The following is a 20,720-nucleotide window of genomic DNA, read 5'->3' as shown; positions in this document are numbered from 1 at the left end:
AAAATTATCTTTATTGAGTAAATAGTCTCTACCAACTACCATAAAATCTCATATTCATATTCATATTCATCTTCAACTTTTAACCGTATATCATCATTTCTTGGCTTGTGTACGAGATGTCACATTCGAATATTGAAGGGTAGAACATATAGGAGCATCTAGATTCTCGTTAATCGATTCAAATTTCCTTTGTATAAGTCTTGTTTATCCTTTTTGACATAATTAAGTGCCTTATGGTTTACAGATGGCAACCCTGATTGTGCCTACACATAATGATTTCCCGTGCAGGTATTGACCACCGTGTCGTCTCGTGGATTAGTTAAGCCAGAGCCACACTGTTTGTTGTGTATTGGTCAAGTTAAGTTGGCCGACACAGGATGAGTTTAATCGTGTAGATTAAGGGCGTCGCGTCTGCGCTTAAATAACTATCTGCTATAAAGTTTCCGCCATAGCTACCGCACGGGCACGAAACTGACTTCGTCCCTGAATTTGCCTGAAGGCGAAATGATGCCAGCCATCCCTGTATTGGCTGTTTTTATAACTAATTGAATTATCATTAGAATAACCAAGTTGGCTTGGCGAAACAAGCCGCAAGTGCAGCCATGGTTTAGAAATGAGACTCTAAAGGCTTTTACTGACGGTAAGACAGTAATGGGGAAGGAGTGATGAAAAGGCCAAAGATATATGGCCAAAGGCATTACCGAACGCGATAGCCTTTGGCCCTAAGTTTTACAGCGTGTAGCTCAATACAGATAGCGGCGTCACACAGATAGTGGCGCCGCTTTGCCTGAGCAGGCTTAATCTGTGATTAACTCGAGTTGCATCAATAGCATATCTTCACCGTCTATGACCCGGGTATCCTGGCTGTGGCAGTGGGGGCAGATGACGGTACGTTCCTCTGGGGTACTTTGCTGCTGGCACCGATTGCAGGAGAGCGTCAGCGGCGCTATGTCGATATCAAGCACGGCTTGGTGGCAGACGCTGTGCTCACGAAAGGTGTTGAAGGCGGTGCGAACCAACTCAGGTTCAACGCCGCTCATGGCGCCTATCTTGATGGCGACCCGAGCAATGCCCTTGGCGCCGTGCTCGGCGGCGAGTTGCTGGCACTGCTCCATCAGGGCGCTGACGATAGAATACTCGTGCATCAACAGATCCTCGGCAACAGCTCGCCCTGTGGCAGATCCAAATAGCGGCGACTGCCCCAGGCCGATTCCAGTACCACTTTACCCGGATGTTGTTCGCCTACTTCGCCTATGATGCAGGCCTGGTCGCAATGACCGAAGCGGCGCATGATTTCGACCGCGCCTTCGGCGAGTTCGCGGGGCAGGGCGACGACAAAGCTGCCTTCGTTGGCGAGATCCCAGGGCTCAAAACCGTAGAGTTCACAGACGCCGCGTACCTCATCACAGACGGGAATGGCGGTTTCTCTGAGGGTAATGCCCTTGTTAGAGGCCTTGGCCCACTCGTTGAGCACGGCCGACAAGCCGCCGCGGGTGGCGTCACGCATGGCGTGGATCTCCAGATTGGCGGCGATCAGTTGCTCCACCACATTCCAGAGCACGGCGCAGTCGGAGCTGAGTTCAGACTCCAGCTCCAGCCCTTCACGGGCACTCAGGATGGCGGCGCCGTGACGCCCTATGTCCCGCGAAAGCAAGATGGCATCGCCGTTTCTTAGCGCATGAGCCGAAATGCCCGGCTTGAGAATGCGGCCTACCCCTGAGGTATTGATGAAAATGCCGTCGGCGCAGCCTTTGGGCACTACCTTGGTATCGCCGCAGACGATGCGGGCTCCGCATTGAGACAGTGCATCGGCCATGCTGGCGACTATCTGTTTCAGACGGCTGATTTCAAAGCCTTCTTCTATGATAAAACCGCAGCTTAAATATTGCGGCTCGGCGCCCATCATAGCTAAGTCGTTGACTGTGCCGGCAATGGCCAGCTTGCCGATGTCGCCGCCTTTGAAGAACAGCGGCGCTACGGTAAATGAGTCTGTGGTAAAGGCGCAATCGCCGCCAAGAGGTAGACAGGCGGCGTCTTCTTCGCGTCTGAGAATGGGGTTGTCGAAGGCATCGAAAAACAGCTTGTTGATAAGCTCGGCCATTTCCCGGCCACCGCCGCCATGGCTCAGTTGTACTCGTTTATCGGACATCAGTTTACTCCGGCATATCTGTAATAGGCATTGCAGGCGCCTTCAGAGCTGACCATGCAACTGCCGAGCGGTGTTTGTGGGGTGCAGCCGCGGCCAAATACTTTGCAATCCTTGGGATTGGCCATGCCGCGCAGAATATCGCCGCATTGGCAGGCTTTGTGATCGTCTATCTGTTTCACCGGCAAGCGCTCGGCAAAGCGGCGTTCGGCATCCCTGTGGCCGTATTCGGGTTTCAGCATCAGTGCCGAGTCGGCAATGGGGCCAAGGCCGCGCCAACGAAAACTGGGGCGTACCTTAAAGAACTGCTCTACCTTTTGCTGCGCTAATAGATTGCCCTGTTCGCTGACGGCGCGTTGATACTGGTTTTCCAGTTCACAGCGGCCGCTGACTTTCTGTTTGACCAGCGCGAGAATGGATTGCATGACATCCACCGGCTCGAAGCCCGAGACCACCACAGGGGTGCGATAACGTTCCACCGTCGGGCGATAGATGCGGGCGCCGCTGATAACGCTGACGTGGGCCGGGCCGATAAAGGCGTTGACCTTGGTCTCGGGGTGGCTCATTACCGCATCTATTGCCGGTGGTACCAGCACATGGTTGATATGAAACAAGAGGTTACTAAGGCCCTTGGCTTCGGCTTGCTCCAGCAGTATCGCCGTCATCGGCGTGGAGGTTTCAAAGCCGATGGCAAAATAGACTATGGTCTTGTCCGGGTTTTCTGCGGCGATTTTCAGCGCATCGAGCGGGGCGTAGACGGCGCGGATATCATGGCCTTCGGCGCGCACAGAGGCGAGTGAACCCTTGGAGCCGGGAACCCGGATCATATCCCCCAGGGTCACCAAGATCACATCATCGAGGCGGGCGAGGGCGGCGGCCTGATCTATCCGCTCTTTGGGCATGACACATACCGGGCAACCCGGGCCATGAATGAAATGGATATTTTCCGGCAGCAGCTGCAGCAGGCCATATTTCATTATGGTGTGGGTGTGGCCGCCGCAGACCTCCATGATATTGAGCGGCTCGGCCAGCTTGGGAGCCAGTGCGGTGATTTCCTCGGCCAGATTACGGATAGTGGCCGGGCAGCGAAAGCCGTCGTACAGTTGCCTGAGTTCAAGCTCTGCCATCTTCCGCCTCCAGTTTGGCCGCTATCTCACGGTACAGCGCCAGGCTCTCGGCGGCAGATTCGGCATCTATCTTGTTCATCACAAAGCCGATATGGATAAGCACATAGTCGCCAATGGCAAGCGGTTCATCCAACAGATGACAGCTCACAGTGCGTTTAACCCCCAGGGTTTCCACGGTAACGCTCTGGCTTTCGGGGTGCAGCTCCACTACCTGGGATGGGATAGACAAACACATCAGCAGGCCTCCGAAGTGCGCTCGGTAAAGGCGGCGAGCTGCTTATCCAGCCACTGGGCGACCCGGGTCAAACTGGCGGGATCTTTGGTAGAGACTTCCAATACCTCGGCCTTGGGGTTGAGTTTACTCACCTGGGCGCGGGCCTCGGCGACATCAAAGTCAAAGTAGGGCAGCAGATCGCACTTGGTCAGCAGCACCAGATCGGCGCGGTGGAACATCACAGGATATTTTTCAATCTTGTCGTCGCCCTCGGGGATGGAAACCAGCACAATATTCATGTGGGTACCGACATCATAACTGGCCGGGCACACCAGGTTGCCGACGTTCTCGACAAAGCAGATATCCATGTTGTCGAGCGCTTGCTGGTGCAGGGCACCGTGCACCATAAAGGCATCCAGGTGGCAGGCGCTGCCGGTTTGGATCTGAATCGCTTCTATGCCCTTGGCCTTGAGGCGGTCGGCATCCCGCGAGGTTTCCAGATCGCCTTCAATGACGCAGTATTTTTTGTCTGTATAGGCACCGAGATGCTCCAGCAGGCTGGTTTTGCCACTGCCGGGGCTACTCATGATATTGAAGGCCATCACCTTGTGGGATTCGAAGTGTTCCCGGTTGTGCTGGGCTTCGATATCGTTTTTGTCGAGGATCTTGTGGATCACCGACAGTGTCTTGCTGTCGTTCAGCTGTGGGTTGGTGTGTACTGTGCCATGGCTGTGAGAATGGCTATGAGAATGGCTGTGAGAGTGCTCATGGGAATGGTCATGAGAGTGATCGTGACTGTGACCGTGCTTGTGATCGTGTCCGTGAGAATGACCATGCTCGTGAGAATGATGCCCGCCGTTGCCCCTGGGCAGTGAACATCCGCAATCTTTACACATAATGAACTCCCTTTGGTTCCTTAATCTGAGCATGCGCCGCTTTGGCGGCAGATGCTTTGATATCAATCAGTAATTTCAACGTTCGGCCAGGCTCTGTGTGAGCCCGGGTTGATGCAATCCATACCAGAGCTGCCCGAGGGCGATACCGCCATCATTGACCGGCACCAGGCCGGGTTTCAAGCGGTGAAATTCAAGCCGGGCGAGTTCCCGGTGGCAGTATTCACTGAGAAGCCTACTTTGAAACACGCCGCCGCTCAGTACCAGCGGCAGCTCGTCTATTCCTTCGGCCTTGAGCCAGTTACGGGCCTTGAGCGCCGCGGCGAAAATCCCTTTGCCTATGGCCTGAATAAAGGCCAGCGCCAGCAGTTCACTGTCCGGCTCGGTGCGCCAGGCTCGCAGCAGCGCCGAAAATAACGGCGCGCTTTGCCACTGCCCAAACACCAGCTCGGTGCGAGAGTTTGTTGGTTCGAGCTCATGTTCGAGCTCATGTTCAAGCTTCAGCTCTAAGCCAAGCTTCTCGGCGCTTTGCTGTTTCCCGGCGGCAATGGCTCGGCGGGCAAGGGTTTCCAGGATAATCCCGGCCTGGCCTTCATATTGGCTGAGTCTCAAGTTCGCCAGCAGCGCGGCGGCGGCATCGAATAAACGGCCGATGGAGTGGCTCTTGGGGCCTATGCCACTGCTGGCGAGCTTGCCAAGGTTGGCCAGCTTGGCTGCAGGCTCGGCAGCAAAGACCGCCAATTGCTGCAACTCTTCAATGCCATGGTTTTGCAACAGCAGGCTATAGAGCAGGCGCCAAGGCTCGCGAATGGCCTGCTCGCCTCCGAGCAGCATCATCGGGCTCAGGGTTGCCAGGCGCTGAAAGCCCTGACAGTCGGCCAGCAGCAGTTCGCCGCCCCAGAGCTGGTTGTCATCTCCAAGCCCTGTGCCATCAAAGCTGAAGCCCAGCACCTTGCCGCTGTAATCATTGGCTGCCATCACCGCCAGCAGATGGGCGAAGTGATGCTGCACCTCAAGCTGCCGACCCCCTTGACGCTCGGCCCAGCGGCTGGACGCATAGTCGGGGTGTTTATCGCGGATGATGGCCTCGGGCTCAAAGTGGTACAGGCGATGGAAATTCTGCAAAGTGCGCTCGAAATAGCCCTCGGCCTCAACACTGAAAAGATCGCCGATATGGGGGCTGAGATAGAGCTGATTACCGATATTGAGCGCCATGGTGTTTTTCTGTTGTGGGCCCACGGCCAATAGCGACGGCAGCTTGTTGGAGCTGTTGTCTCTAGAGTCCTTACTCGTCAAGCTTTTGCTTACTATGTTCATGCTCGCCAAGCTCTTGCTTGGCAGGCTCAGCGGTGCATAACCGCGGGCGAGACGCAGTACCTGCAGTTCATCATCCAGCATCTGCACTACAGAGTCATCACAGCCGTTGATGATGGGGCGGTTATGATCCAGTACAGCATCGACCACAGCCAGAGGCGGTTTGCCGAGTTGCTGCAGCACCTCGTCGCCGTCTGTGATAATCGGCTCGCCGGAGCGGTTGGCACTGGTGGCCACCAGCGGCCGCTGCAGGCCATCGAGCAGCAGAGTATGCAGCGGCGTATAAGGCAGGAACAAACCCAGCCGATCGATATCCGGCGCTATGGCGCTGCTGAGTGCCGGAGCGTCAGCCTGGTGTTGCTTCTTGGCCATAAGCACTATCGGCCGCTCCTGACTACTGAGCAGTTGCCACTCGGCGCTCGAGCCTTCGGCATACTGTTTGGCGAACTCGATTGAGGGCATCATCAGTGCCAGCGGCTTGGCCGGGCGGCACTTGCGGCGCCTAAGTTCAGTGACTGCGTCATGATTACCGGCATCGCAGATCAGATGAAAGCCCCCTAGGCCCTTGATGGCGAGGATTTTGCCCTGTTCGATAAGGGCAATGGTTTGCGCCAGCGCTTGCTCTCTCTTGGCGAGGATTTCGCCGCCTGCGCCACGCAGTGTCAGCTCGGGGCCACATTTGGGGCAACTGACCGGCTGGGCGTGATAGCGCCTGTCCATAGGGTCTTCATAGGCTTGGCGGCAGGCATCACAAAGGGCAAAGCCCGCCATGGCGGTATTGTGTCTGTCGTAGGGCAGGTTGCGGATAATGGTGTATCTGGGGCCGCAGTGGGTGCAGTTGGTGAAGGGGTAACCGAAGTGGCGATTGTTGGGATCGCGAATCTCGGCCAAGCAGGCATCGCAGCTGCTCTTGTCGCTGCCCACAGTGACTATGGCCGCCGCTTGCCCCGCACTGCTGTGCGCTATGGTGAAATCTTGCAAGTCCTGCACTTGGGCATGGCTGACGGTGAGCTCATCAATGCGGCACAGCGGCGGGCGCTCGGTATCGAGCGCGGCTCGAAATCCTGCCAGCGCCATCTCCGGACCTTGCACCAATATGCTGACGCCCTGGCCATCGTTGAGCACATGGCCCGTGAGCTGAAAGCGTTTTGCCAACTGGAAAATCCAGGGGCGAAAACCCACCCCCTGGACTATGCCTTTGATATTGAAGCTTTGGGCAACAAGCGCTGTCATCAGCGCCTCCTTTGCCTGAGCCAAAGTGCGCCGGCGGCGAGCAGGGCGCCATCGAGATCGAGCAGTTGACTGGCCGCCAGCGGGAAGTTTTTGCCGATGCGGATGGCGATTCTCTTGCTCAGAACCGGGTTGGCCATGGCGCTGCCGGCCAGAAACACACAATCTATACCAACGCTGAGATCCAGATGCTCGACCCAGTTGGCCAGATAGTCAGCCAGAGAGTCCTGGGCGGCGAAGCAGAGCTTGGCGGCATCTGTGTCACCGGCGAGGCGGAAACTCATGACAGTGCCCAGCGTTTTGCACCAGTTAAGGCCGCGCACCGCTTCGCCCTTGGCCAAGGGGTAATCTATTCGCGGTGCGTTGGCGCCCTTGTAACTCATGGCGGCGGCGATAAAGGCATCTTTAAGCTCAGTGGCCGACTGACCCTGCTGACCCAGCCCACTGATGATGGCGATAACGGCCCATAGCGCATCCAACCCGGGGAAGGCGGATGGCTGCTGACTGCCAAAATCCAGCAGGCGGTTATAACACTCGGGGAATTGGCTTTTGAATTTTTGCACCACAGTGCGCTGCGGGCTTTGCTCCAGTGCGTGTACTATCTCATAGCCGCTGGCGGGCAGTTGAGTCAGCTCAAAGAAGCACTCTTGTTTGCCGTCCTTATCCAGATAGCGTATTTGTGAGGGATTCGAGCCACTGAAATAGAGCAGTGCGGCTTTTTTTATACCTGAGAATTCGGCCAGCAGCGCGTTGAAGGCGCATTCGGCGCCGTGATCGGTGGCCACTTGCCAGATATTCGCGTCATTCTCCGTGGCCGCTCTCAATACAATTTGCGGCTCTTTTGGGATGCCTAGGCTTTGAACGGTCGCCACTGATTTGCCGAACCTTGCCTCATCGTGCAGGGTTTCCGGCAAGGCATGGCCTGAGCTTGCCTTACTCAGCCGCGCCTGGTGAGCATAGAGCGGCAGATAGTGACCGGCTATCCAGCATAGCTCCACACGGGATGGCTGGGATAACTCGACCGCAAACAGATAATCGCAGCCCTTGATACGCAAATACTCGCAGATGATCAGCAGCAGTCTGCTATCGGCAAACGCCACTGAGTACAAGGGTTGTGTGAGCCTGGGGTGCTGCGAGCAGGGTCTTAATTGCAGCGCAGGTTTTTCCATCGAAGAAAGCGCCAGCACTTCGGCATCGGTCAGCAGGAAGTGGGCGTTGAGGCTATTGGGATTGCAGCAGATAAGTGTTTGGCCGCTGGGTATGCCCTGAGGCATATCATCTTGTTTGCGACTCAGTTTTAGGCGCCGATTGCCGCTGTCGGTGAGCGTGAGCGATTTGCCCTCAAGCAGTTGCTCGGCCATGGCGCGGATATCGCTTGGTTGCAGGGCGCAGAGTTCCGGCTCAGCCAATACCGCCTCTTCGCCAAGGCAGTGGGGGCAGGGCAAACGGATATTGGCAAAATCAGGGTGTTGGTTATCGCCCAAACGAGGCTGGCAGTACTGACAAAACGCCAGGTTCGGCCGAGTGGTTGAATTGGGAAGTACGTCGGCTAAAGCCAGTGGCGTGGCGGCGCCGAGTCTTTCCTCTGCCAGTAAAATACGTGAGTCCAGCAAGCTGGTGCTCAAGAGAAAATCACCCGCAATCTCATCGGCGAGCTGCTCAAGCTCACTCTGGCTCCCCTCGGCTTCGAGAATATATCGCCAGAGGATCCTGGGCGCCTGATGATTGTGCTCTAGGGCGGCAGCAGTGCTTTGCTTGGCCGCGGATTTCAACGGCAACAGGGCGACAGTGATATTCAGCTTATCGTAATTAAGATATTGGTTACATAAATGCCCATACCAAGGCTGCTGCGAGGCGCAGTCAAATTCGAATCTAACGAGTTTCATGGGATGTTTCCGGCAGTTTGTCTTCTTCATCGACCTTTGCTGCTACAGATAGCTTTGGGCGATAGGAGTGGGGAATAAGGGCTTCTATGTCAGTGTTACCGGTTTTTTGGCATTGCCAGCCAAGGTGCTGCAGATAGTTGATAAGCGTGGTTTCCATCAAGGGCACGGCGGCGGCAATTTGCGGTGTGAGCCCAAGCGTCATGGGTTCAATCACGGTTGGGGTGATGCCAAGCACCATGGTGTGGGGCCTGTCGCCAAGCATCTCCATCATGATCAGGGTTTGCAGCATTTCCACTTCATGGGCGCTGCCTTGCCAATCGATTTCAGGCGGAGCCTTATCGAAGTCGAAGAAATAGACTTCGCCGGGTTTGGCGCCTGCGGCATTGACTGTATCGACCAAGAGCAAAGCGTCGTACTTGGCAATGATGGGGGTAAGCCCCTGTGCCAAGGTGCCGCCGTCGAGGAGATCGAGCTGGTCGCTTGGGTGAGTAAATTGATAGTTTTCATTGAGGTAATTGACAAAATGTACGCCGATACCTTCATCGGCGTACAGGACATTGCCAATACCCAGCAGCAATATCTTCATCTGACCTCTAGTGCTTGTCCGGGTGATAGTCATAACCTGAGACAATAGAGTCCACTGAGTTATGTTTGAAGCGGATACCTGTCCAGACTGCCATATAAACGTGGATAACCACGAAGATGACAAAGGCCCAGGTCAGATAATGGTGCCAGATCCTGACCATGGCCAGGCCACCCATCTGCGCCGTGATCCAGCCGGAGATATCCCACAGCCAGCCGCCCATACCTTGATGGTAGACGTTGGCATAGAGTACCAGCCCGGTAATACAGATCACCGCAGCCATTACAGACACTGCCAGATACGTCATAAACTGCAGTGGGCCATAGACACCGGCCTTGTTCAGCTTACCCATCCACAGATAGGACTTGAGCTGAACTATCCAACTCTTCAAGCTCATCACATCCCGAAACGAGCGCCGCTCAATATCGCTCTTGCTGAAGAAGAACAGATAAGCTCGGGCCAGAGTAATGGCACAGAGGATAAAGCCGAAGATCAGGTGGGCAAAGCGGATCCAGCCTTGCACCAACACATCACTGGACTCGGGCGCCACCAGAAATGGCCAGGCGATATAAAAGCCTGTCATCACAAGTACCAAAATCGCCAACGCTCTGAGCCAGTGAAATATCCGGATCGCGGCGCTGAATACTATCTCCTGTTTATAGGAAACACTCGATGTAGCCATGACGCTTCCTCCTTAGCGGGCATTGGGATCGATACGGAATTCGCCCAAGGATTGCCCCTTGTAATCCATCACGTGTACGGCGCAGGCCATACAGGGATCGAAAGAGTGAATAATGCGGATCACTTCCAGCGGCTTGGCGGGATCTTCAAGTTTCAAGCCTATCAGTGATGCCTCATAAGGTCCCATCTGTCCCTTGGCATCCACTGGCCCTGCGTTCCAGGTGGTGGGCACCACGGCCTGATAGTTTTCCACCAGTCCCCCCTTGATGCGGATCCAGTGACTCAGCATACCGCGGGGAGCTTCAATCATGGCGTGGCCGACATACTCTTTGTTGCTGTCGAGCTCAGGCTTGATATAAGTGCTGTCGTCACTCTGGATATTGGTCAGCAGGGCGTCGAAGGTGCGCAATCCCTCTTTGGCCACAATCGAGGTTTGCAACATACGCGCCGCGGTGCGGCCAAGGGTGGTGAACAGGGCTTCAATCGGCAAGCCGGTACGTTGCAGCAAACCATTGACGGCATCGACTACCACTTGATTGCCTCTGGCATAGTTCACCAGCAGGCAGGCGAGTGGGCCCACTTCCACAGGTTCACCTTGGTAACGGGGGGATTTCACCCAGCTGTATTTGTTGTCACCATCCAGGGTCGGCAGTTTGCCGTAAACCGTGTCGCGCTCTACAAAGCCGGTGTAATCAGGAATTGTGGTGCCATCGTAAGGGTGTTGCGGCTTGTCGGCCTTGTACCAGGCGTGGGTGACATCTTCGGCGATCAGATCCGGGTTGATATCGCTGACACCGGCCAGGTCGCCCTTGAGGATAACCCCTTGTTCAAACAGATACTCACCATCGGCTGTGACAAAGTCGTTCGTAGCCATAAAGCTCTTGATGTTAACGCCGCCCAGTACCGAGGCTTCGCCGCCGAAGGCTTCGGCCGCCATCACGATATCGGCCTTGTAACCACGCTCGATAAAGTCAGCCACAATGGCATGTTTTTGTTTCCACTCCTGTAATCTTGCCGGGCTTAGCATATCACGCACCGAGGTAACACCGCCGACCACCAGAGACTGAGGGTGAGGCTGCTTGCCGCCGAAAATCGCCATCATCTCTGCCGCAACCCGCTGTACTTCCAGTGCCTTGAGATAGTGCGACAGGGCAATCAGGTTCTGCTCTGGGGTGAATTTATAAGTACCGTTACCCCAATAGGCGTTGGCGAAAGGCCCAAGCTTGCCGGTTTCGACAAAGCCTTTGACTCTCTCCTGAACGGCCCTGAGTTCACCTTCACCGGCGGCAATCGGCTTGTCTGTGTACTTGAGTGCCACCTGAGCCGCCTTGGCGGGATCGGCACTAAGAGCGGAAACCACATCCACCCAGTCCAGACCATGCAGATGATAGAAATGCACTATATGGTCGTGCATAAACAGTGAAGTGTGCATCAAGGAGCGCAGATAGCGGGCGTTGAGCGGAATTTTCATCCCGAGAGCGTTTTCCACCGCTTCGGTGCCGCAGCGATAGTGGGAATAGGTACACACACCGCAGATCCGCTGCACGATAAGGCCCACATCCATAGGCGTACGGCCCTTGAGGATCACCTCAATACCGCGCCACAGGGTGGAGGAAGACCAGGCTTTTTGCACCACATTGTTTTCATCGACTTCCACCTCAACACGCAGGTGGCCTTCGATACGGGTAATGGGATCTATGACTACACGTTGGTTCATTGATTAATCCTCCTTCGAACCGGCAAACAGACTGGCAACCGCATGGGCGCCGATACCCACCACAGTGGCACCGAGAATGACAGCGCCTATGGTATCGGCGGTAGCATCCAGGCCATGCAGCAGTTGTCTGCCAAGAGGTTTTTCAAAGTCAGCCATGTCATCCCAGAAGTTGGGCTCGGAGCAGCCCATGCAGCCATGACCGGCCAGCACAGGCCAACTGGTATGGTGATTGAAGCGCTCGGTCGGGCAGTTGTTGTAGGTGTAAGGGCCCTTACAGCCTACCTTGTAGAGGCAATAGCCCTCTTTGGCACCGGTATCGCCGAATTCCTCGACAAATTCACCGGCGTCGAAACGGCCACGGCGCTCGCAATTGTCGTGCACCCTGGCACCATAGGCCCACTTGGGCCGATTGAACATGTCCAGGGCAGGGAGCTTGCCAAACATGATGAAGTACATCAGGGTGCCGACAATATTCTTTTCACTCGGTGGGCAGCCACCCAGGTTGATGACCGTCTTGTTGACCACTTCATGGACGCCCTTGGCACCGGTTGGGTTGGGCGCTGCCGCCTGAACCCCGCCGAAGGAGGCACAGGTACCCACAGAAATTATCGCGGCAGCACCTTCGGCGGCGTGCTTGATGATTTCAAGCCCGGTGTGGCCCTTACAGCCGACCGTTAAGAAGGCGCCGTTGTTGGCCGTTGGCACAGCCCCTTCAACCGCCAGCAGGTAGTTGCCTTTGTAGGCTTCAAGGGCGTGCTCCAGATTCTCTTCTGCTTGCCAGCCGGCGGCAGCCATCAGGGTCTCGTGGTATTCCAGCGAGATATGATCGAAGATCAACGAATCCAGATTCGGCGTGTCGGCACGCACCAGAGATTCGGAGCAACCTGTGCACTCGGCCAGATGCAACCAAATCAGAGGTACCCGATCGGCCAGTTCGGCAGCTTCGGCCACCAGGTTGGAGAAGGGCAAGGGCAACGCCAGCATGGCGGTAACCGATGCACTCCACTTCATAAAGTCACGGCGGGTCAGGCCGTGATCCAGCATACGTTCCTGTAAAGATTTGTCCTGGCGGGCGGGCAGCTGACGCAATTTCTCCAGCCGTTGCCGTCCTTGCTCGTAAAGGGCTGCATGTGTGTCCATGGTTGAACCTTTTATTTATAAGAATGTAATAGCTTTTAACTCACACAAATCACGCCTATGAGTGTAGGTCGCAACTGACTCATTAAAGTTGATATGCATCAAGATTTCTGTCTGGGTGTGATTTTTGATATGTTTACTTTTTCATTACATGATCGGGATCAAAATGGCTATTGTTAATAGTGGACAAATTGTCCAACTATCTCTTTTTGGGCATTTAAGATTTACTGATTGGCAAACTTAAAATCCTTATCTATCCGTTTTATGGCTGTTTTTTTAAAGTAGCAGCCACAGACTGCAAGTTTACGTCGAGGAACCAACTGATGAAGGCCAAAAAATTGTCGCAACTGTCATTTGTGATACTCATGTTGCTTATTTGTGGTTTGGGACAGGCAGAAACGCTGCAGTCCCCATTGGCGCTGGCGTTAAGCCGTGATGATGGAACTCAAGTCAGCCTCAATGACTACAAGGGTAAGGTGATTTATTTGGACTTCTGGGCCTCGTGGTGTGCGCCATGTCGCAAGTCGTTCCCATGGATGCAGCAGATGCATCACAAATACCGAGATACGGACCTCGCCATAATCGCGGTGAATCTGGACACTGACTCCCAATTAGGTAGAGAGTTTCTCCAGCAACTGGATGCCGACTTTGATGTGCTTTATGACCCTGAAGGGCGACTGGCGCGCAGACTGGATTTACAGGGGATGCCCTCAAGTTTTCTATTTGACCGGGATGGAAAACTGCTCGGTAGCCATGTTGGTTTTTTCACCGAGCGACAAAGCCAGTATGAGGCTGAACTCAAGCGTGCGTTAAAGGAGTAACAGATGCGTAGGATGCGTTTATTGGGCTTATCGCTTATTGCCACTCTTGGGTTGACAGCTTGTGCTCAACTCGGGGTTGAACCTTGGGAGCGGGATCAGTTGGCGAGAGAGGATATGTCGCTGGCACACGAAAGGCTGGACTTGGCGCTGGACGATCATATCTACTTCAGTAAAGAGGGAGCCAGTGGCGGCCGCGCATTCGCCGGAGGAGGCTGCGGATGCAATTGAAGCGGCAAAAGGGTGAAACCAATATTGCCGCAGCGCTGACACTGGCCAGCAGCTCACTGCTAGCCAGTGGTGCGACGTATGCCGCAGGCAATAACCTCAGCTTCCCGGAGAACAGTGCCGACAAGGCTACCGATTGGCAGTTGGAAGCCGCGTTGATGTTTTACGGCGAGCAGGACAGGGTGACGACTCTTGAAGGGGTACTGCTGGCCAAAGGCGAATTTGATGATAGCAGCGGCCTGGATATCAAACTGGTGTTCGACAGCCTGAGCGGCGCATCGGCCACGGGCGCTGTGGTGCAGCAACAGAGCCAAACCCTGACCCGGCCTTCCGGCAACGGCGAATATCAGATAGCCGCCGGTGAGCAGGTGTTGGATGACAGCTTTGATGATAAGCGGCTGCAACTGAGTGCCGCTTGGTACAAGCTCTTGGAAAATAACTGGCAGCTGGCCGGCGGCGTTTATGGCTCACGGGAATATGATTACACTTCGCTCGGCGTCAATGGCGCGCTGGAGCATAGCTTCAACAAGAACAACAGTACCGCATCCCTGGCGTTGGCTTATGGCCTGGATACCATAGATGCGGTCGGCGGCCGACCTTTGCCGCTTGCAACCATGGCAAGAAGAGTGGACTACGACTCGGAAACGGCCTTCAGACAAGCCTTTGAGGCCAGTAGAGAAGGCGGCTCGGATCATAAGCAAACCCTGGATCTGCTGCTGGGTTTTACCCAGGTGCTCAACCGTCGCTGGCTACTGCAGGGCAACTATGGTTTTTCCCTGGTTAAGGGGTACCAGACTGACCCCTACAAGGTGCTGAGCCTGGTGGACAATCTGGGTGTCACCCAGAGTTACCTTTATGAATCCAGGCCGGACTCACGGCAAAAGCAGAGCCTGTTTTTGCTGCTCAAGGGAGCGCTCAATAGGGGCGTGCTGGACCTTTCCTGGCGCTACACTTTTGATGATTGGCAGCTGGATTCCCATACGCTGGAGAGTCACTTCAGGCACTATTTCTCTGATGGCTTCTATGGCCAATTGCATCTGCGCTATTACCGCCAGAGTGCGGCATCCTTTTATCGGCCCTTGTTGCTCCAGAATGAGGGCTCAATCTCCGGCTATTCAGCTGAATTCGCCAGCGCAGACCACCGCCTTGGTGAGCTGCAAGCCTATACGGTCGGAGTTAAGCTCGGACATAAGCTCGGCGAGGGTCGCGAGCTCAGCTACCGCCTGGAATATTATCAGCAGCAGAGTGAAAACAACGGCACCTTATTGCCCGGTGAGCTTGGCAATATGCAGCTGTTTCCAAGGCTCAGGGCGGTGATTGCCCAGCTCAGCTACCGCTTTTAATCAACAGAAAGTAGAGGGAAGCAGCCTTTGACCAAGAGTCACTCCTCAGCGCCAGAGATGAGCCTTAGCCGTACCGACTTTGGTTTCCGTGGCCGTTTTCGCGCCATGGCCAGCCCCTGCGAGCTGCTTATTGCAAGCGGTGACGAGCGTTTGGCGCTCAGCCTCACTCAAGCCGCTATCAAGGAATGCCAAAGGCTTGAGCAGAAGTACAGCCGTTTTTTAGCGGGCAACTGGCTATGGCGGCTCAATCATTCAGCCGGAGCGCCTTTTATGCTGGACCGCGAGGCGGCGGCGTTGCTGCAGTTTGCCAAACGCTGCTGGCAACTGAGTGAGGGCTTATTTGATATCACCGCCGGCCCCCTGCTCGCGCTCTGGTGTTTTGAAAAGGGAAATAGGTCAGAAACTTTGTTGCCGAGCTCGACTGATATCAAAAATGCCTTGTCCCGGGTGGGCTTTCAACACCTCAAGTTCAGTCCCCATTTTGATGACAAGGTCGAAGACAAAAGCGTCCAAGAAATAACAGAGCCGCCCTGGGTTATGCTGCCAGAGGCAATGGCGTTGGACTTCGGCGGCCTGGTAAAAGAATATGCCGCCGATAGGGTTGCCGGGCTGTGTATGACCAGGGCCGCAACCACCGAGGTGCTGGTCAATCTCGGTGGCGATATCGCCGTCAGTGGTAACAGATGTTGGCAGGTGGGGATTGAAGACCCTGCCAATCTTGACCGGGCAGCGGAGCTGATATCGCTCAACATGGGCGCATTGGCCACCAGTGGTGACAGTCGCCGCTTTATTGAACATCAGGGGCGCCGCTATGGTCATATTCTGGATCCCCGCAGCGGTTACCCTGTGCAGGGCGCGCCCCGTAGTGTGACGGTTCAGGCCGCGAGCTGCATCACGGCAGGCATGTTGGCGACCCTTGCCATGTTAAAGGGCGCGGCGGCAGAAGATTTTCTCAAGGCGCAGCAACTGGAGTACAGCGTCATCAGATAACCGCTTCAATGAGGCGCGATTGCCGAAATCAGCAGCCTCCTCTTTGACTATTTGTAACTATGCTGCCATTTGGGCTTTTTCGGGCCGCTTGATTCTTGCCTTCAGCTTGACAGAGGCGCGCCGCTGCTGCGAAATAGGGGCAACCTAAACCGGATGTTATACCCATGAGAATATTGCTGATAGAAGACAATGAGTTGTTGGCTCAGGGGATATTGCTTAGCCTTGCCAAGTTGGATATGCAGGTGGATCACGTCACCAGTATCAAACAAGCCGAGGCGGCTGTGATTAATGAAACCTTCAGTGCCATAGTACTGGATTTGGGCTTGCCTGATGGCAATGGCCGCCAACTACTGACCCAATGGCGCCGCCGTGGCATAGATACCCCGACCATAGTGTTGACCGCCAACACCGACTTTGATACCAAGCTTGCCTGCTTGGATCTCGGCGCCGATGACTATCTGGCCAAACCCTTCGATGTGCGGGAACTGGTGGCCAGAATCAAGGCGATTGTCAGGCGGCAACATGGTCTGAATCAAAACCGTTTGGAAGTGGGGGCACTGGTTATCGATATGGATGCTCATCAGGTGCTGTTTCGCGGCCATCATATTCAGGTGTCGCGGCGCGAATATCAATTACTGCTTGAACTGGCCCAGTCCAGTGGCAGGGTGCTCAGCCGTAATCAGCTTGAGCAGCTGACTTATGGTTGGGACGAGGTTGGCAGTAATTCCATCGAGGTGCATATTCATCACCTGCGTAAAAAAACCGCCAATGAGCTTATCAAGACAGTGCGCGGCATAGGTTATACCTTGGTGGCAGTAGAATGAGCCGGGTATCCCTGCGTCTGGTGATGATGGCATTGATGCTGCTTGGCATCTGTCTCTCGGTAGGCATCAGCAGTTACCTCAACACCCAGGACTCTCGCCGTCAGATAGAAGAGCTGTTCGATGCCCAGATGCTGCAAAGTGCCAAGATGCTGGAGATGTTCTATGGTGCCCAGGGGCGGGATCATCGCCTGGACATGTTGGAAAACCCACTGATCCTGAGTGTAAACCCGGGCAAGGTTAATACCTTTACTGAGCAGGCCGATGCCACTGAGCTGAGTTATGAGCTGAAACTCGCCTATCAGATGTGGACCCCGGCCAAACAACTGATGGCAAGGTCGGATAACAGCGACATTGAGCCCATGGCGCCATTTGAGCGTGGTTACCACAAGCGTTATTACCAGGGTGAGCTTTGGCATCTGCTCAGCTATTTCTCCGATGATCTTGGCGTATGGATCATTACCGGCCAAAGAGACGATGTGCGCGGTGAGCTGGTGGAGCAGATCATGGGCAACAGCTTTATCGGCCCGGCGTTGGTGGTACCTGCAGTGGCGTTGCTGATGGTGTTTCTCTCCTATTGGTTGCTGCAACCGCTTGAGAGCCTGGCGGCCCGGCTCAAACTCCGCAGCCCTGCGGATATGCGGCCGCTGGCGTTGCAACTGCCCAAAGAGTTGGTACCTGTGCAGGACGCGCTCAATACCTATATCACCCGCATCAGCGATAATCTGGCGCGGGAGCGGCGTTTCAGCGCTGATGCGGCGCATGAACTCAAAACCCCGCTGGCGGTCATTAAACTGCACCGTCAGGGCTGGCAACAGGCCAAGACTGAGGCCGAGCAGCAGCTGCACCTCAATGCCATAGACACAGGCATTGGCCAGATGACCCATATGGTAGAGCAGTTGCTGTTGCTGTCTCGGGTGGAATCCCTGTCCGAGCTGGAAGTGGCGCAAACGCCGGTGGCGGTAATGGTGCAGGAAGTGCTGGATCAACTGCTGCCGCTGATTGCCGATTACAGTTGGCAGCTGGAATTGCCGGAAGAGGTGAGTGTCAGTGTCGACCCCTTCTATATGAAACTGGTGCTGAAAAACCTGCTGGAAAATGCCTGTAAGTATTCGGGCAAAGATCAGCCAATCAAAGTCAGTTGCTGGCAAGAGGGGCGCCAAGAGAGCAAACAAGTGGTTATCCAGGTGCTGGACTCAGGACCAGGCCTACCATTGGAGCAGTGTCGGCAGTTGACTGAGCGCTTTTTCCGGATTGCCGATGAGTCAGTTCCTGGCGCGGGTCTTGGCCTGTCTATCAGTGCTCAAATTGTCGAGTTGCATAAGGGTAAGTTGAGTATTCAACCGGGCACTGAACGTGGCTTGGATGTGCGGATCATTTTGCCTGGCTAAGAGTTAGTCGAGCAAAAACAAGTAATAAGCCGAGCAGAAAGAAAAAGCCGCAGCCTCCAACGGGGCTGCGGCTCGCTTTTAAAGAAGGCAACACATCAGAACAGATAACGGTAGATTAGCTGCGCCGTACGCGGTGCGCCCAGAGTGGGGATAGGGTACTCGGCCTTGTGCCCATGTTTGAAAATAGCGCTGGTGTTGTCCTCATCAAACAGGTTATCTATCCGCAGTGTTAACTGCTGGTTTTGGCTGGCGGTCAACCACCAGTCGGCGCCTATGCCTGTCAGCAGATAGTCGCCGGCCTTGAGGCCATAATCGGTAAACTCGCCGACATAACGTCCCTGCAGATAAAGATTCAGTGAATCAGTGGCATCCCAACTGAGGCGGGCAAAGCCCATGTATTGCGGGATCCGCTCTATCTGCTGATCCTTGCCGCGCTCGCGGGCACGGTTATAACTGCCGGATAGCTCAAGTTGCCAGCCCTGTGCCGGGTTCATGATGTATTGAATATCCACCCCCTGACCCCGAACCTTGCCATCCAGGTTGGCGTACTGCCAGACATTGGTGGCGATTTCCCGTTTATCCACCAGGTTGTCGGTTTCGCGCCAGTAAGCCTCGACACTGAAAGTAAAGTTGCCTTGATAGACCAAGGTCAGATTGGTGTTGATACTCTCTTCACTCTCAAGTTCAGGGTTGCCCAGGGTACCGACCTTGGCCCAGAGCTCAGATGAAGTGGGTTGCCGAAAACCATTGCCCACGGCGGCTTTCAGTTGCCAATTTTGTCCAAGCTCCTGTTCAAGTCCCAGTGAAGCCACCCATTTATCTTCATTGTTGGCCAGGCGGTTATACCTGAGCCCCAACGCCAGCACTGTGCCGGGCAGGGCGGAAAAATGCGGCTTGTATTGCAAAAAGGCGGCCTTGGTATCGTCGGTGGGCGCTTGCAGCTCCATCACTTCATCGGCGCCATAATAGCTTTGCCACTCGATGCCGCCGAGCCAGCTGTCCCCCGAATCTGCCTGATAACGACCGCTGACCTTGGCGCCCTTGTCGGTAAAGCCCCAGTAGGCATCCCGGTAAGGGATAGTCATGCTGCCATCCGGCTCCAGGGTGATTTCAGAGTAATAGGAGTCCCAGTTTTGATAGTGAAGCCGGGTCTCCAGGCTCAGCTTATCAGTTGCCTGATATTGCCAACCGAGCCAGGCCAGTGTCTGTTTGCGCTCGTTCTCCGAGACGATGGCACTGTAGGCCAAAGGCCGCTCCAGCACGCCATTATTGTATTGGCCGAACAGGGTGATTTTGTGCTGGGCAGAAGGTTGCCAATTGAGCTTGCCGCCTATATTCATCATGCGATAACCCCGGTCTTTATCCTCTGCGGCTACCGGCGAGTACTCGTCATCTTCCCAGAATGCGTAACCGTCCGATTGACTGGAGCTGCCGCTGAGGCTGTAGCTTAGAGTATCGCTGCCGCCACTGACATAAGCGCCGAGATCATAGCTGGTGAGGGTATCGGCGCTCAAGTTGACTTCGCCACCTTGCTCGCCATGACTGTCGCGGGTGATGATGTTGACCACTCCGGCGATGGCATCCGAGCCGTAGATCAAACCCTGAGCGCCTTTGATCACCTCAATACGTTCTATCATCATGGGGTTAATGCTGTCGGTATAGGTGGAGCCATAGAGGCGGTTATTGAGGCGGTTGCCGTCCAATAGCCAGAGTATATCCACAGGGCGACTGCCCTGAAGCGAGTAGTCGGTATCCGTATGGCGGCCATTACGGCCATTGGCAAAGAGCCCTGGCACAAACTGGTTGAGGATTTCGTTGATGTCCACCGCACCGGCCGACACTATCATGTCGCGGCTGATAACCGTCAGACTCTGGCCTGTATGGCTTAGAGCCAACACAGAATCATCCTGATAGCGGGTGCCGTTGACGGCGATGATCTCCATGGCTTCATCGGCCTGGCCAACCGGCACCAGCAGTGTATTGGCGGCAATAATACCAAAGGGCAACCAAGGCAGTGCCCGCTTAAAAGAGTAACTTATAAACATCTCAATAGTCCTTAAAAAGACTGAGTGAAGATTTGGCAACAGTTAACAGGGTTAACTTTCCATTGCCGCGCATTCAAAAAGGTGTGATTTGTATGAGTGCGCTAAGTTACATCACTTATTAATACGGCGATGATTATAGAAACTCAGCCAAGGGAT

18 protein-coding genes are annotated in these 20,720 nt (G+C 54.9%); 6 read left to right on the top strand and 12 right to left on the bottom strand.

The window, feature by feature from the left end:
• Positions 1–797: 797 nt before the first annotated feature.
• The 11 genes from hypA to hyaA all read right to left on the bottom strand — a co-directional run bounded on the left by hypA (position 798) and on the right by hyaA (position 12,931).
• Positions 798–1,145, bottom strand: coding sequence for a hydrogenase maturation nickel metallochaperone HypA (gene hypA, locus ON072_RS04425; protein WP_025010284.1), 348 nt, complete (start codon positions 1,143–1,145; stop codon positions 798–800).
• A complete protein-coding gene (gene hypE, locus ON072_RS04420; RefSeq protein WP_096141919.1) occupies positions 1,145–2,149 on the bottom strand; it encodes a hydrogenase expression/formation protein HypE in 1,005 nt (334 codons plus the stop codon). The genes hypA and hypE overlap by 1 nt, the downstream gene beginning before the upstream one ends.
• Positions 2,149–3,273, bottom strand: coding sequence for a hydrogenase formation protein HypD (gene hypD, locus ON072_RS04415; RefSeq protein WP_261752534.1), 1,125 nt, complete (start codon positions 3,271–3,273; stop codon positions 2,149–2,151). Before hypD ends, hypE begins: the two co-directional genes overlap by 1 nt.
• Positions 3,260–3,508: a HypC/HybG/HupF family hydrogenase formation chaperone gene (locus tag ON072_RS04410; RefSeq protein WP_025010286.1), complete on the bottom strand. Its 249-nt coding sequence runs from the start codon at positions 3,506–3,508 to the stop codon at positions 3,260–3,262. Before ON072_RS04410 ends, hypD begins: the two co-directional genes overlap by 14 nt.
• Positions 3,508–4,383 (bottom strand): hydrogenase nickel incorporation protein HypB, encoded by an 876-nt coding sequence (gene hypB / locus ON072_RS04405; RefSeq protein ID WP_274625977.1) that lies wholly within the window; start codon positions 4,381–4,383, stop codon positions 3,508–3,510. Before hypB ends, ON072_RS04410 begins: the two co-directional genes overlap by 1 nt.
• A 75-nt stretch (positions 4,384–4,458) precedes the next feature.
• Positions 4,459–6,927, bottom strand: a complete 2,469-nt coding sequence (gene hypF, locus ON072_RS04400) for a carbamoyltransferase HypF (protein WP_261752531.1) — start codon at positions 6,925–6,927, stop codon at positions 4,459–4,461.
• Entirely contained in the window at positions 6,927–8,810 is a 1,884-nt protein-coding gene (locus ON072_RS04395) for a NiFe hydrogenase (protein WP_261752530.1), read from the bottom strand. Before ON072_RS04395 ends, hypF begins: the two co-directional genes overlap by 1 nt.
• Entirely contained in the window at positions 8,797–9,396 is a 600-nt protein-coding gene (locus ON072_RS04390) for a HyaD/HybD family hydrogenase maturation endopeptidase (RefSeq protein ID WP_025887315.1), read from the bottom strand. Before ON072_RS04390 ends, ON072_RS04395 begins: the two co-directional genes overlap by 14 nt.
• 7 nt (positions 9,397–9,403) lie before the next feature.
• Positions 9,404–10,075 carry a Ni/Fe-hydrogenase, b-type cytochrome subunit gene (gene cybH, locus ON072_RS04385; protein ID WP_044734539.1) on the bottom strand — a complete coding sequence of 224 codons (672 nt, stop codon included), beginning with the start codon at positions 10,073–10,075 and terminating at the stop codon, positions 9,404–9,406.
• A gap of 12 nt (positions 10,076–10,087) precedes the next feature.
• Complete coding sequence (gene hyaB, locus ON072_RS04380; RefSeq protein ID WP_044734538.1) at positions 10,088–11,791, bottom strand: nickel-dependent hydrogenase large subunit; 1,704 nt, start codon at positions 11,789–11,791, stop codon at positions 10,088–10,090.
• A 3-nt stretch (positions 11,792–11,794) separates the two neighbouring features.
• A complete protein-coding gene (gene hyaA, locus ON072_RS04375; RefSeq protein WP_062793451.1) occupies positions 11,795–12,931 on the bottom strand; it encodes a nickel-dependent hydrogenase small subunit in 1,137 nt (378 codons plus the stop codon).
• Positions 12,932–13,251: 320 nt separating this feature from the next.
• Between hyaA and ON072_RS04370 the strand changes: the two genes are divergently transcribed.
• From ON072_RS04370 to ON072_RS04345, 6 genes are all read left to right on the top strand, one after another.
• Positions 13,252–13,749 (top strand): TlpA disulfide reductase family protein, encoded by a 498-nt coding sequence (locus tag ON072_RS04370; RefSeq protein WP_261752529.1) that lies wholly within the window; start codon positions 13,252–13,254, stop codon positions 13,747–13,749.
• 3 nt (positions 13,750–13,752) lie between these two features.
• Positions 13,753–13,977 carry a DUF4266 domain-containing protein gene (locus ON072_RS04365; RefSeq protein ID WP_037436894.1) on the top strand — a complete coding sequence of 75 codons (225 nt, stop codon included), beginning with the start codon at positions 13,753–13,755 and terminating at the stop codon, positions 13,975–13,977.
• Positions 13,968–15,317 (top strand): DUF3570 domain-containing protein, encoded by a 1,350-nt coding sequence (locus ON072_RS04360; RefSeq protein WP_261752527.1) that lies wholly within the window; start codon positions 13,968–13,970, stop codon positions 15,315–15,317. Before ON072_RS04365 ends, ON072_RS04360 begins: the two co-directional genes overlap by 10 nt.
• A gap of 57 nt (positions 15,318–15,374) precedes the next feature.
• Entirely contained in the window at positions 15,375–16,307 is a 933-nt protein-coding gene (locus ON072_RS04355) for an FAD:protein FMN transferase (RefSeq protein WP_243881632.1), read from the top strand.
• Between the two features lie 164 nt (positions 16,308–16,471).
• Entirely contained in the window at positions 16,472–17,131 is a 660-nt protein-coding gene (locus tag ON072_RS04350; RefSeq protein ID WP_025887320.1) for a response regulator, read from the top strand.
• On the top strand, positions 17,128–18,519 hold the full coding sequence (locus tag ON072_RS04345; protein WP_071238197.1) for an ATP-binding protein: 1,392 nt from the start codon (positions 17,128–17,130) through the stop codon (positions 18,517–18,519). Before ON072_RS04350 ends, ON072_RS04345 begins: the two co-directional genes overlap by 4 nt.
• A gap of 95 nt (positions 18,520–18,614) precedes the next feature.
• On the opposite strand, the gene ON072_RS04340 is transcribed toward ON072_RS04345, so the two are convergent.
• On the bottom strand, positions 18,615–20,564 hold the full coding sequence (locus ON072_RS04340; RefSeq protein WP_082813096.1) for a TonB-dependent receptor plug domain-containing protein: 1,950 nt from the start codon (positions 20,562–20,564) through the stop codon (positions 18,615–18,617).
• Positions 20,565–20,720: the final 156 nt, after the last annotated feature.

It is taken from the genome of Shewanella sp. K8 (assembly GCF_028823715.1).
Classification (GTDB): Bacteria; Pseudomonadota; Gammaproteobacteria; order Enterobacterales; family Shewanellaceae; genus Shewanella; species Shewanella algae.
The sequence above is the reverse complement of the archived record's forward strand: the minus strand, read 5'-3'. Positions and strand labels throughout refer to the sequence as shown.

What these genes read in the sequence shown, in the direction of transcription:
- hypD (WP_261752534.1), bottom strand. Translation starts at nt 3,273, where the DNA reads ATGGCAGAGCTTGAACTCAGGCAACTGTACGACGGCTTTCGCTGCCCG.
- cybH (WP_044734539.1), bottom strand. Translation starts at nt 10,075, where the DNA reads ATGGCTACATCGAGTGTTTCCTATAAACAGGAGATAGTATTCAGCGCC.
- ON072_RS04360 (WP_261752527.1), top strand. Translation starts at nt 13,968, where the DNA reads ATGCAATTGAAGCGGCAAAAGGGTGAAACCAATATTGCCGCAGCGCTG.
- ON072_RS04355 (WP_243881632.1), top strand. Translation starts at nt 15,375, where the DNA reads ATGAGCCTTAGCCGTACCGACTTTGGTTTCCGTGGCCGTTTTCGCGCC.
- ON072_RS04395 (WP_261752530.1), bottom strand. Translation starts at nt 8,810, where the DNA reads ATGAAACTCGTTAGATTCGAATTTGACTGCGCCTCGCAGCAGCCTTGG.
- ON072_RS04390 (WP_025887315.1), bottom strand. Translation starts at nt 9,396, where the DNA reads ATGAAGATATTGCTGCTGGGTATTGGCAATGTCCTGTACGCCGATGAA.
- hypF (WP_261752531.1), bottom strand. Translation starts at nt 6,927, where the DNA reads ATGACAGCGCTTGTTGCCCAAAGCTTCAATATCAAAGGCATAGTCCAG.
- hypB (WP_274625977.1), bottom strand. Translation starts at nt 4,383, where the DNA reads ATGTGTAAAGATTGCGGATGTTCACTGCCCAGGGGCAACGGCGGGCAT.
- hypE (WP_096141919.1), bottom strand. Translation starts at nt 2,149, where the DNA reads ATGTCCGATAAACGAGTACAACTGAGCCATGGCGGCGGTGGCCGGGAA.
- hyaB (WP_044734538.1), bottom strand. Translation starts at nt 11,791, where the DNA reads ATGAACCAACGTGTAGTCATAGATCCCATTACCCGTATCGAAGGCCAC.
- ON072_RS04340 (WP_082813096.1), bottom strand. Translation starts at nt 20,564, where the DNA reads ATGTTTATAAGTTACTCTTTTAAGCGGGCACTGCCTTGGTTGCCCTTT.
- ON072_RS04345 (WP_071238197.1), top strand. Translation starts at nt 17,128, where the DNA reads ATGAGCCGGGTATCCCTGCGTCTGGTGATGATGGCATTGATGCTGCTT.
- ON072_RS04350 (WP_025887320.1), top strand. Translation starts at nt 16,472, where the DNA reads ATGAGAATATTGCTGATAGAAGACAATGAGTTGTTGGCTCAGGGGATA.
- ON072_RS04365 (WP_037436894.1), top strand. Translation starts at nt 13,753, where the DNA reads ATGCGTAGGATGCGTTTATTGGGCTTATCGCTTATTGCCACTCTTGGG.
- hyaA (WP_062793451.1), bottom strand. Translation starts at nt 12,931, where the DNA reads ATGGACACACATGCAGCCCTTTACGAGCAAGGACGGCAACGGCTGGAG.
- ON072_RS04370 (WP_261752529.1), top strand. Translation starts at nt 13,252, where the DNA reads ATGAAGGCCAAAAAATTGTCGCAACTGTCATTTGTGATACTCATGTTG.
- hypA (WP_025010284.1), bottom strand. Translation starts at nt 1,145, where the DNA reads ATGCACGAGTATTCTATCGTCAGCGCCCTGATGGAGCAGTGCCAGCAA.
- ON072_RS04410 (WP_025010286.1), bottom strand. Translation starts at nt 3,508, where the DNA reads ATGTGTTTGTCTATCCCATCCCAGGTAGTGGAGCTGCACCCCGAAAGC.